This window comes from Parasphingopyxis sp. (assembly GCF_052168275.1).
Taxonomy (GTDB): Bacteria; Pseudomonadota; Alphaproteobacteria; order Sphingomonadales; family Sphingomonadaceae; genus Parasphingopyxis.
The window spans coordinates 1-12,164 of sequence record NZ_JBQLZM010000066.1 but is presented as its reverse complement, the minus strand read 5'-3'; the positions used below and the strand labels follow the sequence as shown (position 1 = coordinate 12,164).

The window sequence follows — 12,164 nt, the reverse complement described above, 5'->3', positions numbered from 1 at the left end:
ATGCCTGCGTCCGCTGCGCCGCACAAGACGGGCGCCGCGTCCAGCGTCCTTTCATCCAGTACAGGCACCAGCCAGTCGCCGAAGGTGAACTGATCAAATCGCTTCTGGGGGGAGAGCTGCGCGGCCCGGGCTAAGAAATAGTCCCTCTCGTTCAGCCTCTCGTATTGATATTCTTCAATCCAGCTTGCGGGCATGTTGCTGTCGACCAGCACCGTACCCGCATTGTTTTCCGCGTCGCGGTAGATCGTCCCGTAGTTACAAAATTCTATTCCAGCGTCCTGCACGTAGCGAAGGAAGGCGGCCTTGCATTGTGCGTCGGTTCGCGCCGGCCCCGAGGGCGCGAGCATATAGGTGAGATAATCCGCCAGCTCGGGAGAAATCCGCTTTCTCCTTCAGAAATTCGCGTGGCGATATAGTCCGTTTTTCGTCGGACGAAAAGGTTGCGATGAAGCTGCGCCGCCATCGCGACCGTCATAGGTGGGCGGGATTGTCGGCAGCGGATCCCCGCCTGCGCGAGGGTTGACGCTGCGGAAGGCTTTCACCCTCTGTGGCCCGGCTAGAAATCGACCTTGTCGTAATGCGCGGGGGGCGAGATGACTTCCATCCGCTCGCTGAGCAGCGGGCGGAAGCTCGGGCGGCTCTTGAGCCCGGCATACCAGGCCTTGGCCTGTTTGTGGCTCGACCAGTTGAAGCCGCCCAGATAGTCGGCGACCGAAATCTGCGCCGCGCCGGCAAGGTCCGCGAGGCTCAGCGTCGAACCGCCGATCCAGCGGCGATGGTCGAGCAGATAGTCGATATAGTCGAGATGCGAATCCGCCGCCTTCATCGCCTCGCGCAGCACCGTCCCGTCGGGCGCCTCGCGATGGACGAGCCGCTTGAACATGCGTTCGTGCATGAGCGGGGCGACGACGTCGGCGTAGAAATTCTCGTCGAACCAGGCGACGAGCCGGCGGATCTCGGCGCGGCTGTCGGCGGGTCCGGTGATCATCCGCGCGGCATCGACCGTCTCTTCGAAATATTCGCAGATCGCCCGGCTGTCGATCAGCGTCGCGCCCTTGTCCGTGTCGATCATCACCGGCGTCTTGCCCGCCGGGTTGATGTCGAGAAACTCGTCGCGCCGCTCCCAGGGCGATTCCCGCACCAGATCGTAGCCGATGCCCTTTTCGCCGAGCAGCAGGCGGACCTTGCGGCTGAACGGACAGAGCGGAAATTGGAAGAGTTCCCACATGGCGGGCGGTTGTAGCGCGGTGGCCGAATCCGTCCAGCGGTTATTCGGCGCCGGTCACGGGGTCCGGCCTATTCCGGCAGCGAGCGGCCGAGGCGCTCGCCCCAGCGTTCGAGTTCGGGCAGCAAGGTCTCGACCTCGCTCAGCATCGTGCCGATCATCGCGGTCGCCATGCGCGCCTTGCCGCGCAGATCCTCCTCGGCGCCGGGATTGTCGCGGACCATCATGTCGCGCAGCGTATCGTCTTCGCGCACATCGCCCTCGATCTCGACTTCGGGCATCGCGGAGGCGAGCCGGCCGATCGGGAGGTCGAGCAGCGCGTCCATGATCCGGTCGACGGCGATCACCGTCTCGTCCTGCTGCGCATAGGGATCGTCGTCCCAGATATCGTCATCGCCATCCTGGGCGAGGGCCGGGGTGGCGAGCAGAAGAGCGGTTGCAGCAGCAAGCGTGTATTTCATGACCGATTAGCCTCGCAAATCTTCCGTTGGGGCCGAGCCCGTCCAGGCCCTGTCCCTATTCTTGTCCACCGCAGGACGAAGGGCAACCCTTCGACTGGCTCGGGGTGGACGGTGTTCTGACGAAATGCCCTACCGAAAGCGAAATGAGCGCGGGCTGAACGGTGCGCCTATTCGGTCGCGTCATATTGGTAGACGAGCAGCTCGTTGCCGCCGGGGTCGCGGAAATGAAAGCGCCGTCCGCCGGGAAATTCGTAGCTTTCCCTGACGATCGTGCCGCCGGCGTCGCGGACGGCCTGCTCGGCCGCGGCGATATCGTCCGTCTGGAAACCGGGCAGGGGCGGCGGCGTCTCGCCGAAACAGGCGAGCCCGATTTCGAACCGGTCGGTGTTCGCGCCCGCATATTCGGGCCCGTAATCGGTGAATTCCACGCCGAAAGCCGCGGTGTAGAAGGATTTCGTCGCGGCCATGTCGGCGGTCGCGAGCTCGAGATAGTTGGGCATCTGCATGACGAATCTCCTCGATGTTCACTATATGTTCTCAAGATTGTCGAGGCAAGTGGTGGAGAGGTGGTGCCTTAGTTTGAATGTCCGCTGTTGGGTGGGGAGCGGAAGGTCTGGTTTTGAATCGAGATCGCGCTATTGCGAACCCTTGAATGATCGTCTGTGTTACGTTCCGCGGTGATGCAAGTATAGGAAAACGGAATGGATACCTACAATGGGGCATGCCACTGCGGTGGTGTGCGTTTTGCTGTGAGGTGCGAGCTTTCACATTCTGCCAAATGTGATTGTTCCATATGCAAGCGGCGTGGCTCCATTATGGTCCGGTGCGAAGTCGGAGACTTGGAAGTTTTGAAGGGGCAAAACTTGCTCACCGAATATCAGTTCGGCACGATGATCGCTATTCACTATTTCTGTCGGGTCTGCGGAATCTATGTGTTTCACCGCATGCGAAAAGACTCGAGGAAATACGCCGTGAATGCGGGGTGTCTCGAAAAGGTCGATCTGTCGAGGCTCGATCCGATTTTGATAGAAGGATCAAAGGTAACCGGCGGGCTCAGATAGCCTCAATCTCCGCCAACAAACTTGACCTCATCGCCTCTTCGAACGGCACCTCAGCCGCCATTTCTCTCAATCGACCATCATGAGCGAATGACTCAGCCGCGTCAGCGATAGCGGGTGAATCTGCCCGATAGATGGCGAACTCCGTCATGCTCAATTTTTCCGCAAATGTAGTCAAAGGAAGGAGCAGCGCGAGCGTGCTTTCACGCCTATTCTCGTGCCGAAAATCGCAATTGCCTTGCCGCCACTGGGTACTCTTGGTCATTGCGGCACAGGATGGCCAGGCAGGATCGCGAGCCAAAAACGCTACCTCGGCCAACTGGGCCATAAGAGTGGCTCCCGTACACATAAGGCACGGCTGAAGCGTCGAGAACAATTGGCCCTGGTTCGCCACTCGTCCTCTGACCTTCCTCAAAGCATCAATTTCGGCATGCGCAATCGGCGACCCAGACAGGCTATCGCCGGAGTCGCAAATTGTTCTGCTGCGACCAAGGAAAAGCGTGCCGCAGCTGGCGACCACAACTGCGCCGATCCCAGCATTGCCTTCACCAAACGAAGACCAGGCTTGATCTAGCGCTTTCCGCCAAATTTCATCGGAAGTCATGGCCATTCGAAGCACCGATGTTAGCGAGGCATATTGAAGCTGTCGCGATACACCGAATGACCGCTTTCCGTCCATGACAGGTGTCGGCCGAAGGTCCGCAATCGGGGTCGCGAGCGGACAGTCAAACCGAGATACCTCTGATGCCCGGACACCTTCTGAGATTCGCTGCGGTCATTCCGCCGCCGCGATCTCGTCCTCGTCGCTCAGCGGATGGTCGAGGCGGCCGAGCATCTCTTTCGGGCAGACCTGCCAGAACTGCCCGCGCCACCGGTCCCAATCGTCGATGATCGAATGGGCCCAGGGGCTGTCGGTCGCCTTGGCGTGGTTGCCGATCAGTTCGAGCAGCTTCTCCTCCCAGTGCGAGGAGGCGAGGCGCTGCCAGACGATGCTGTCGGGATTGGCATGGCGCTCGAGCAGGCCGTCCTCGTCGAGGACGAAGGCCATGCCGCCGGTCATGCCAGCGCCGAAATTCTTGCCGACGCGACCGAGAATCACGGCCGTGCCGCCGGTCATATATTCGCAGCCGTTCGCGCCGCAGCCCTCGATCACGACGTCAGCGCCCGAATTGCGGACGGCGAAGCGTTCGCCCGCGCGCCCGGCGGCGAACAGCTTGCCCGCGGTCGCGCCGTAGAGGACGGTGTTGCCGATGATCGTGTTGTCCTTGCTCTCGAGCGGCGAGGAGACGGTCGGGCGGACGACGATATGCCCGCCGGACAGGCCCTTGCCGACATAGTCGTTGGCGTCGCCGAATATCTCGAGCGTGATGCCCTTGCACAGGAAGGCGCCCAGCGACTGGCCGGCCGAGCCGCGCAGGCGGACATGGACGTGATCGTCGGCGAGTTCGGACATGCCGAAGCGGCGGGTCACCTCGGACGACAGCCGCGTGCCGACGGCGCGGTGCGTGTTGCGGACCGTATAGGTGAGCTGCATCTTCTCGCCGCGTTCGAACACGGCCTGGGCATCGGCGATCATCTGCGCATCGAGACTGTCGGGCACCTCGTTGCGCCAGCCCTCGATGTTGAAGCGCCGCTGCTCGTCGGGCGCATCGACCTTGGCGAGGATCGGATTGAGGTCGAGATCGTCGAGATGCTCGGCGCCGCGCGACACCTGGCGGAGCAGTTCGGTGCGGCCGACGACCTCGTCGAGGCTGCGATAGCCGAGCCGGGCGAGAATCTCGCGCACCTCCTCGGCGATGAAGGTCATCAGGTTGATGACCCGCTCCGGCGTGCCGACGAACTTTTCGCGCAGCCGCTCGTCCTGCGTGCAGATGCCGACCGGGCAGGTGTTCGAATGGCATTGCCGGACCATGATGCAACCCATCGCGACGAGGCTCAGCGTTCCGATGCCGAACTCCTCGGCGCCGAGGATTGCGGCGATCACGATGTCGCGCCCGGTCTTGAGCCCGCCATCGGTGCGCAGCCGGATGCGGTGGCGCAGCCCGTTGAGCGTCAGCACTTGGTTGACCTCGGAAAGCCCCATTTCCCACGGCGTGCCCGCATATTTGATGCTGGTTTGCGGCGACGCGCCCGTGCCGCCCGTATTGCCGGCGACCAGGATCACGTCGGCATGCGCCTTGGCGACGCCGGCGGCGACCGTGCCGATGCCGGCCGAGCTGACGAGCTTCACGCAGACCCGCGCCTTCGGGTTGATCTGCTTGAGGTCGTAGATCAGCTGGGCGAGATCCTCGATCGAATAGATGTCGTGATGCGGCGGCGGCGAGATCAGCGTGACGCCCGGCGTCGCGTGGCGCAGCTTGGCGATGAATTCCGTCACCTTGAAGCCCGGCAGCTGGCCGCCCTCGCCGGGCTTGGCGCCCTGGGCGACCTTGATCTCGATCTCGTCGCAGGCGTTCAGATATTCGGCCGTCACGCCGAAGCGCCCGCTCGCGATCTGCTTGATCACGCTGTTGGCGTTGTCGCCATTGGGTTTGGGGGTGTAGCGGCTCTTGTCCTCGCCGCCTTCGCCCGACACGGCTTTCGCGCCGATCCGGTTCATCGCGATGGCCAGCGTTTCATGCGCTTCGGGCGAGAGCGCGCCGAGGCTCATCCCCGGCGTCACGAACCGCTTGCGGATCTCGGTGATCGCCTCGACCTCGTCGATCGGCACCGGCTCCTTGGCGTAGTTGAACTCCATCAGGTCGCGCAGATAGACGGGTTCGAGATCGCGTACCCCGCGCGAGAATTGGAGATAGCTCGAATAGCTGTCGGTGGAGACGGCGGTCTGCAGCAGGTGCATGAGCGGGGCGGAGAAGGCGTGCTGCTCCTCGCCCGCGCGCTGCCGGTAGAAGCCGCCGATCGGGAGGGTGACGACCGCCGGGTCCCAGGCCGCTTCGTGCCGCAGCTCGGCATTGAGCTGGAGCGAGGCATAGCCTTCGCCCGAAATCTTGGCCGGCATGCCGGGGAAGAACTCGTTGACCAGCGAGCGCGAGAGCCCGACCGCCTCGAAATTATAGCCGCCGCGATAACTGGAGATCACCGCGATCCCCATCTTCGACATGATCTTTCTGAGGCCCTCGTCGATCGCGAGCTGGTAGCGTTCCAGACAGTCTTCGAGCGTCAGATCGACGAACAGGCCCCGCGCATGGCGCTCTGCAATCGCCGCCTCGGTGACATAGGCGTTCACCGTCGTCGCGCCGACGCCGATCAGCACCGCGAAATAATGGGTGTCGAGGCACTCGGCCGAGCGGACATTGACCGAGGCGTATGACCGCAGGCCCTTGCGCTTCAGATGCGTATGGACCGCGGCGGCCGCGAGCACCATCGGGATCGCGATCCGGTCCGGCCCGGTATGCTCGTCGGTCAGGAACAGCTCGATATGGCCCTCGCGGACGACCTGCTCGGCCTGTTTGCGGACCGCGGCGATCGCGTCCCGCAAGGTGCCGCCGACTTCGTAGGTGCAGTCGATCTCGGCCGCGACATCGCCGAACCCTTCTTTGAGCCCGCCCCATTGGTCGGACGTGAGGACCGGCGAATCGAGTACGAGGACGCTGTCCTGCTCGGCTTCCTTGTCGAGGATGTTCGCGAAATTGGCGAAGCGCGTCTTGAGGCTCATCACATGCCGTTCGCGCAGGGAATCGATCGGCGGGTTCGTCACCTGCGAGAAATTCTGCCGGAAGAACTGGCTGATCAGCCGCGGCTTGCCCGAGATCACGGCGAGCGGGGTATCGTCGCCCATCGATCCGACCGCTTCCTTGGCGGTCTCGACCATCGGCGCGAGGATCAGCTCCATATCCTCCATCGTCTGGCCGGCCGCGACCTGGCGGCGCAGCAGTTCGGCGCGCTCCCAGTCGGGCGCGTAGCGCTTCCTGGGCCTGGGCAGGTCGGCGGTGGTCTTGAAGCCCTTGACCCATTCGCCATAGGGCCGCTCGGCGGCGATCTTGTCCTTGATCGCCATGTCCTCGAACAGGCCGCCTTCCTCGAGATCGACGGCGATCATCTGGCCCGGGCCGAGCTGGCCCTTCTTCACGATCTGGCTTTCGGGCACGACGACCATGCCGGTTTCCGAGCCGACGATCAGCAGTCCGTCGGCGGTCTGGGTCGTGCGCAGCGGGCGGAGCGCGTTCCGGTCCATGCCCGCCACGATCCAGCGGCCGTCGGTCATCGCGAGCGCGGCGGGGCCGTCCCAGGGCTCCATCATGCTCGCCAGATAGGCGTACATATCCATATGCGCCTGCGGAATGTCGTCGTCATGCTGCCAGGCTTCGGGGACCAGCATGAGCTTCGCCGTCGGCGCGTCGCGGCCCGAGCGGCAGATCGTCTCGAACACCGCGTCGAGCGAGGCCGTATCGCTGGCGCCTGCCGGGATCAGCGGCTTGATCTCGTCGCCATGCTCGCCGAACGCCAGGCTCGCCATCTTGATCTCGTGGCTCTGCATCCAGTTCTTGTTGCCGCGGATCGTGTTGATCTCGCCATTATGGGCAAGGCTGCGGAACGGCTGGGCGAGCCACCATTGCGGGAAGGTGTTGGTCGAATAGCGCTGGTGGAAGATCGCCATGCGGCTTTCGAACCGCTCGTCGGTGAGGTCCGGATAGAAGGTCGCAAGCGATTCCGCGAGGAACAGGCCCTTGTAGACGATCGAGCGGCACGACAGGCTGCAGATGTAGAAATCGCGGACCTGGGCCTCGACGATGCGCTTTTCGATGCGCTTGCGGATCAGGAACAGGTCCTTTTCGAACTCGGCCGCGTCGACCGCTTCCGCCATCGGCCCGGCGATCATGATCTGCTCGATCTCGGGCCGCGTCGCCTGCGCCTTCTGGCCGATCACCGAGACGTCGACCGGCACCTGCCGCCAACCGTAGATCGAATAGCCGAACTCGATAATCTCGCTCTCGACGATGGTGCGGCAGGTTTCCTGGGCGTTCAGGTCGGTGCGCGGGAGGAAGACCATGCCGACCGCGAGCCGGTTGGGCATCGGCCGGTGCCCGCTGTCCGCGATCGCATCGTCGAAGAAACGTTCGGGCAGGTCGACGAGAATGCCCGCGCCGTCGCCCGTCTTGCCGTCCGCATCGACCGCGCCGCGATGCCAGACCGCGCGCAGCGCCTCGATCCCGGCCTCGACCACGCGCCGCGACGGCTGGCCGTCGATCGCCGCGACCAGCCCGACGCCGCAGGCGTCCGACTCCATGTCCGGACGGTACATGCCGTCGCGGGCGAGGCGGGCGTGTTCGGGAGAGGGGAGGTCGGTCATCATTCGGTCTCTGTTGCTTCGCTTTCCGCAGCCTCACCGCCACCGCGCATCGCGTCGAGATTGCTGCTCGTCACCGGGCGGGAGGGGCGGGCGGCCGTTGCGCCCGGTTCGATGCCGACATCCGCCATCAGCGCCGCGATATCGTCTTCCATCATCGTCATCGCCTGGGCCATCGTGTTGCGCTGCCAGGCGGCGATGTCGGGATCGGCCATGATCGCGGGCGCTTCGGCGAGATAGGCGCGGCCGGTATCGCTGTCGAAGAAATCGATCATGTCGCGCAGCTGGCGCACCGTGAAGCGCCGCGCATAGGCGCGCGTCATCGCCTCCACCAGGCCCGGCAGGGTCGCGACCATCAGTTCGCCGGTTTCCGCCCGCTGCCGCTCGAGAAAGGCGAGGAAGCGCTGCTGGCCTTCGGGGTCGTCGCGCATCGCTTCCATGAAGCGCGGCGACTGCATCAGCCCCTGTTCGACATTGGTCATCGTCGGTTCGATCATCGCGAGGATCATCTGGTTCCGTTGGCTCGGCGGCAGGACGAGATCGAGCAGCTCGCGCGCCCTTTCGAGCCGGTCGGGATCGAGCGCTTCGACGGCGGACGGCGCCGGGGCAGCCGGGGCTTGCGCGATCGCGGGAGCGGCGACCGCCGAGAGAAGCGCCAGGACCAAGGCCTTCGGCACGATCATTCTCCAAACTCCTCGGTGGCCATCAGGCGCTCATATCCGACGAGTGCAGCCCAGCGCGGCTTCAGTCCGGTGCACGCCCGCGCGGTGCCCGGACCTATTCCGATATTTACATCGAGTTCGATCGTGAAATTTTCGGTGGTGTAGGCGTCGACCAGCCGGTCCACGGCGTGGCAGGTGGCACCGCCGAAGCCGTCATTGACGATCCGCGACACTATGCCGGTGTTGAAGGCATTCAGGAACCGCGCGGCAGCGTCCTTGACCGCCGGCGAAAACGTCACCTCGAAATCCGTTTCGCAGCCGTTCCACTGCAGTTCGCCGGCATCGTCGGCCGGCAATGCAACGACGCAGGCGAAGGCCGCGACCTCGTTGTCGGTGCTGATTCCGCTCAGGGCAAGCGACACTTCCGCGTTCGAAACATTCCTGCCGACGATGGCGTGATAGCCGGCGAGCACCGGTTGCTCGACCAGCGAAAAGTAGCGTTCGACTTCGGTCCGCATCCGGTCGCGCGACCACGGATCCTGCGGTGCATTGGCGTTCGTCCATGAATCGCGGTTATTGTCCTGGACGAACGCGATATAGTTGACGCCCTGATCAACCAGAAAACCGCGCGTGCGTGTGTTGAAGGTCCGTTCGACAAGCGCTTCCCAGTTTTCGACACTGAGCGGCTCTGCTTGCGCTTGCGTCGAGGCGCGGGCCGGTGCGGTCGCCAGAATGCCGCCGAAAAAGACCAGCGCAGCCAACGCCTTCAGCATGGGTGTAGTCGTTACGGGCACTAGGCCGCCTCCTTTTCCGCCGCGGAAGTTTCGGCGTCCGCCTTCGCCTTGAGATATGTGTGCATATGCGCCGCTACGTCGCGGCCGTCGCGGATGGCCCAGACGACGAGGCTCGCGCCGCGCACGATGTCGCCGGCCGCGAACACGCCGTCGAGGCTGGTCTGCATCGTCTTGTGATCGACGCGCAAGGTGCCCCAGCGGGTGACCGAGAGGTCCGGGCTGCCGAACATGCCGGGCAGGTCTTCGGCATCGAAGCCGAGCGCCTTGATCGCGAGGTCCGCGTCGAGCTGGAACTCGCTGCCCGGATCGACCTGCGGCGCGCGGCGGCCCGAGGCGTCGGGCTGGCCGAGCCGCATCTTGTGCGCCTTCACGCCGGTCACGGCTTTGGTGCCCTCGAATGCCTGGGGCGCGGAGAGCCAGACGAATTCGACGCCCTCTTCCTCGGCGTTGCGGACCTCGTTCTGCGAGCCCGGCATGTTGTCGCGATCGCGGCGATAGAGGCACTTCACCGATTTCGCGCCCTGGCGGACGGCGGTGCGCACGCAATCCATCGCCGTATCGCCGCCGCCGATGACGACGACATTCTTGTTCGCCGCGTTGAGCGCGCCGCTGTCGAACGCCGGGACCGTTTCGCCGAAGCCCTTGCGGTTCGACGCGATCAGGAAATCGAGCGCCTCCACCACGCCATCGGTGCCCACGCCCGGAGCCTTGAGCTGCCGCGCCTTGTAGACGCCCGTCGCGATCAGCAGCGCGTCATGCCTGTCGCGCAGCTCGGCAAGCGTCGCGTCGCGGCCGACCTCGAAATTCTCGTGGAAATGGATGCCGCTGTCCCTGAGCCGCTGGACGCGGCGCATGACGACGTCCTTTTCGAGCTTGAAGCCCGGAATGCCGTAGGTAAGCAGCCCGCCCGCGCGGTCGTGCCGGTCATAGACATGCACCTCATAGCCATGGCCGCGCATATATTCGGCGGTGGTCAGGCCCGCGGGGCCCGCGCCGATCACGCCGACCGACTGCGCCGAGCGGTCGCGCACCGGGGCGATCGGTTCGACCCAGCCTTCCTTCCAGGCGGTGTCGGTGATGTATTTCTCGATCGCGCCGATGGTGACCGCGCCGTGGCCGGAAAACTCGATGACGCAATTGCCCTCGCAGAGGCGATCCTGCGGGCAGATGCGGCCGCAGATTTCGGGCATGGTCGAGGTCGCGTTCGACAGTTCATACGCTTCGCGCAGCCGGCCCTCGGCGGTCAGCTTGAGCCAGTCGGGGATATGGTTGTGGAGCGGACAATGGACCGAGCAGTAGGGAACGCCGCATTGCGAGCAGCGCGCCGACTGTTCCTCGGCCTTCTCGATGGCGTAGGCGCGCGCGATTTCCTCGAAATCGTCGCGGCGGTCGCCGGGCGCGCGTTTCGCAGGATAAGCCTGCTCAACGCCCACGAATTTGAGCATCGGATTGTCAGCCATCGAATTCTCCGTATGGACGGGTGATAGCATGAAAAATGCCGAAGTCACGCGGAAAATCGGCATATAGGACAGTGTGTTTTACCTAGTGACAGAATATTTCGCGGGTCCGGGCGGGTCGTCAGGGTCACTCCTGCGAATAAATGGCCGGATCGGACCTGTATTTAGCGCGAGACAGAGTGGAATCGGCTGTGATAGGGGCGCGGCATGACGTTTCTCCAAATGCTGGTCACGGCCATCGTGCAGGGGGTGACGGAGTTCCTGCCGATCTCCTCGTCCGGCCATCTGATCCTGACGCCGGTCTTCATGGGCGCCGACGACCAGGGGCCGCTGATCGACGCCGCGCTCCATGTCGGTTCGCTGTTCGCGATCATCGTCTATTTCTGGAAGGATGCCTGGGGCCTGGTGCGCGGCGGCTTCGCCACGGTCGGCATCGGACAGGCGGCCGAGCAGCGGCGGCTCTTCTGGTGGGTCGCGATCGGCACGGTCCCGGTCGTCGCCTTCGGCGCGTTCCTCTACGCCAACGACATCATGTCCCGGCTCCGGATGACCGATCTCGTGGCCGCGAACCTGATCGGCTACGGGCTGCTGCTCGGCATCGCCGACCGCTTCGGGCGGCAGGAAAAGGCCTATGAGGACATGACGGTCCGCGATGCGATCGTCGTCGGGACGGCCCAGGCGCTGGCGCTGATTCCAGGGACGAGCCGCTCGGGCGTTACGATGACCGCCGCCCGCTTCCTCGGCTACAAGCGCGTCGAGGCCGCGCGCTTTTCCTTCCTGCTGTCGATCCCGGCGGTGGCCGGGGCGGGCGTGCTCATCATTCCCGAGATCATGGAGGTCGGCGGCGAGCTCCTTACCGAGGCGCTGATCACCGGGGCGATGACCTTCGTCGCCGCGCTCGCCACCATGCACTTCCTGATGCGCTTCCTGCGCAAGGCCTCGATGATGGTGTTCGTCGTCTATCGCGTATTGCTCGGGATCGCGCTGCTCTGGGCGTTCTGATCGCGAGGGTTTTTGTTTGTCAGACTCGACTTAACAGTCGAGCGCCGCACCGGCCCGCACCCCCTCCCGGCCTCCCATTGAGTGTACCCTGTGGGAGGCCGGGAGGGGGTGCGGGCCGGTGCGGCGCCTGAGGCGAAGCCGAAGGTCTGACAAAAGAATCCCGGTGCCGCGCTCAACCGCTAGGTTGAGTCTGACAAACAAAAACCCTCACAATCAGG

The 12,164-nt window shown here is 64.2% G+C and carries 11 protein-coding genes; 2 read left to right on the top strand and 9 right to left on the bottom strand.

Annotated elements, in window-relative coordinates; genetic code table 11:
- The 4 genes from ACTS1X_RS05910 to ACTS1X_RS05895 all read right to left on the bottom strand — a co-directional run.
- A partial coding sequence (locus ACTS1X_RS05910; RefSeq protein ID WP_442613460.1) for an autoinducer binding domain-containing protein occupies window positions 1-347 on the bottom strand: 347 nt, incomplete at its 3' end.
- A 209-nt stretch (window positions 348-556) separates the two neighbouring features.
- Window positions 557-1,228, bottom strand: coding sequence for a glutathione S-transferase family protein (locus tag ACTS1X_RS05905; RefSeq protein ID WP_442613459.1), 672 nt, complete (start codon window positions 1,226-1,228; stop codon window positions 557-559).
- Between the two features lie 68 nt (window positions 1,229-1,296).
- Window positions 1,297-1,686 (bottom strand): hypothetical protein, encoded by a 390-nt coding sequence (locus ACTS1X_RS05900; RefSeq protein ID WP_442613458.1) that lies wholly within the window; start codon window positions 1,684-1,686, stop codon window positions 1,297-1,299.
- 167 nt (window positions 1,687-1,853) lie between these two features.
- Entirely contained in the window at window positions 1,854-2,192 is a 339-nt protein-coding gene (locus tag ACTS1X_RS05895; protein ID WP_442613457.1) for a VOC family protein, read from the bottom strand.
- 195 nt (window positions 2,193-2,387) lie between these two features.
- Between ACTS1X_RS05895 and ACTS1X_RS05890 the strand changes: the two genes are divergently transcribed.
- The gene (locus tag ACTS1X_RS05890) at window positions 2,388-2,747 is read left to right on the top strand and encodes a GFA family protein (RefSeq protein WP_442613456.1); all 360 of its coding nucleotides are present in this window, start codon (window positions 2,388-2,390) and stop codon (window positions 2,745-2,747) included.
- Here the strand turns inward: ACTS1X_RS05890 and ACTS1X_RS05885 are convergent.
- The 5 genes from ACTS1X_RS05885 to ACTS1X_RS05865 form a co-directional block, all read right to left on the bottom strand.
- Window positions 2,740-3,354 (bottom strand): nucleoside deaminase, encoded by a 615-nt coding sequence (locus tag ACTS1X_RS05885; RefSeq protein ID WP_442613455.1) that lies wholly within the window; start codon window positions 3,352-3,354, stop codon window positions 2,740-2,742. The genes ACTS1X_RS05890 and ACTS1X_RS05885 overlap by 8 nt on opposite strands.
- Before the next feature lie 165 nt (window positions 3,355-3,519).
- Window positions 3,520-8,037: a glutamate synthase large subunit gene (gene gltB / locus ACTS1X_RS05880; RefSeq protein WP_442613454.1), complete on the bottom strand. Its 4,518-nt coding sequence runs from the start codon at window positions 8,035-8,037 to the stop codon at window positions 3,520-3,522.
- The gene (locus tag ACTS1X_RS05875; protein WP_442613453.1) at window positions 8,034-8,714 is read right to left on the bottom strand and encodes a DUF2059 domain-containing protein; all 681 of its coding nucleotides are present in this window, start codon (window positions 8,712-8,714) and stop codon (window positions 8,034-8,036) included. Before ACTS1X_RS05875 ends, gltB begins: the two co-directional genes overlap by 4 nt.
- Window positions 8,711-9,487 carry a hypothetical protein gene (locus tag ACTS1X_RS05870; protein WP_442613452.1) on the bottom strand — a complete coding sequence of 259 codons (777 nt, stop codon included), beginning with the start codon at window positions 9,485-9,487 and terminating at the stop codon, window positions 8,711-8,713. The genes ACTS1X_RS05875 and ACTS1X_RS05870 overlap by 4 nt, the downstream gene beginning before the upstream one ends.
- Window positions 9,487-10,947 carry an NAD(P)-dependent oxidoreductase gene (locus ACTS1X_RS05865; RefSeq protein ID WP_442613451.1) on the bottom strand — a complete coding sequence of 487 codons (1,461 nt, stop codon included), beginning with the start codon at window positions 10,945-10,947 and terminating at the stop codon, window positions 9,487-9,489. Before ACTS1X_RS05865 ends, ACTS1X_RS05870 begins: the two co-directional genes overlap by 1 nt.
- 204 nt (window positions 10,948-11,151) lie before the next feature.
- On the opposite strand from ACTS1X_RS05865, the gene ACTS1X_RS05860 reads away from it, so the two are divergent.
- Window positions 11,152-11,946, top strand: a complete 795-nt coding sequence (locus ACTS1X_RS05860; RefSeq protein WP_442613450.1) for an undecaprenyl-diphosphate phosphatase — start codon at window positions 11,152-11,154, stop codon at window positions 11,944-11,946.
- Window positions 11,947-12,164 lie beyond the last annotated feature (218 nt).

Bases quoted from the DNA above. Each gene is read 5' to 3' on its own strand.
- ACTS1X_RS05905 (WP_442613459.1), bottom strand. From the start codon at position 1,228: ATGTGGGAACTCTTCCAATTTCCGCTCTGTCCGTTCAGCCGCAAGGTC.
- ACTS1X_RS05900 (WP_442613458.1), bottom strand. From the start codon at position 1,686: ATGAAATACACGCTTGCTGCTGCAACCGCTCTTCTGCTCGCCACCCCG.
- ACTS1X_RS05895 (WP_442613457.1), bottom strand. From the start codon at position 2,192: ATGCAGATGCCCAACTATCTCGAGCTCGCGACCGCCGACATGGCCGCG.
- ACTS1X_RS05890 (WP_442613456.1), top strand. From the start codon at position 2,388: ATGGATACCTACAATGGGGCATGCCACTGCGGTGGTGTGCGTTTTGCT.
- ACTS1X_RS05885 (WP_442613455.1), bottom strand. From the start codon at position 3,354: ATGGCCATGACTTCCGATGAAATTTGGCGGAAAGCGCTAGATCAAGCC.
- gltB (WP_442613454.1), bottom strand. From the start codon at position 8,037: ATGATGACCGACCTCCCCTCTCCCGAACACGCCCGCCTCGCCCGCGAC.
- ACTS1X_RS05875 (WP_442613453.1), bottom strand. From the start codon at position 8,714: ATGATCGTGCCGAAGGCCTTGGTCCTGGCGCTTCTCTCGGCGGTCGCC.
- ACTS1X_RS05865 (WP_442613451.1), bottom strand. From the start codon at position 10,947: ATGGCTGACAATCCGATGCTCAAATTCGTGGGCGTTGAGCAGGCTTAT.
- ACTS1X_RS05860 (WP_442613450.1), top strand. From the start codon at position 11,152: ATGACGTTTCTCCAAATGCTGGTCACGGCCATCGTGCAGGGGGTGACG.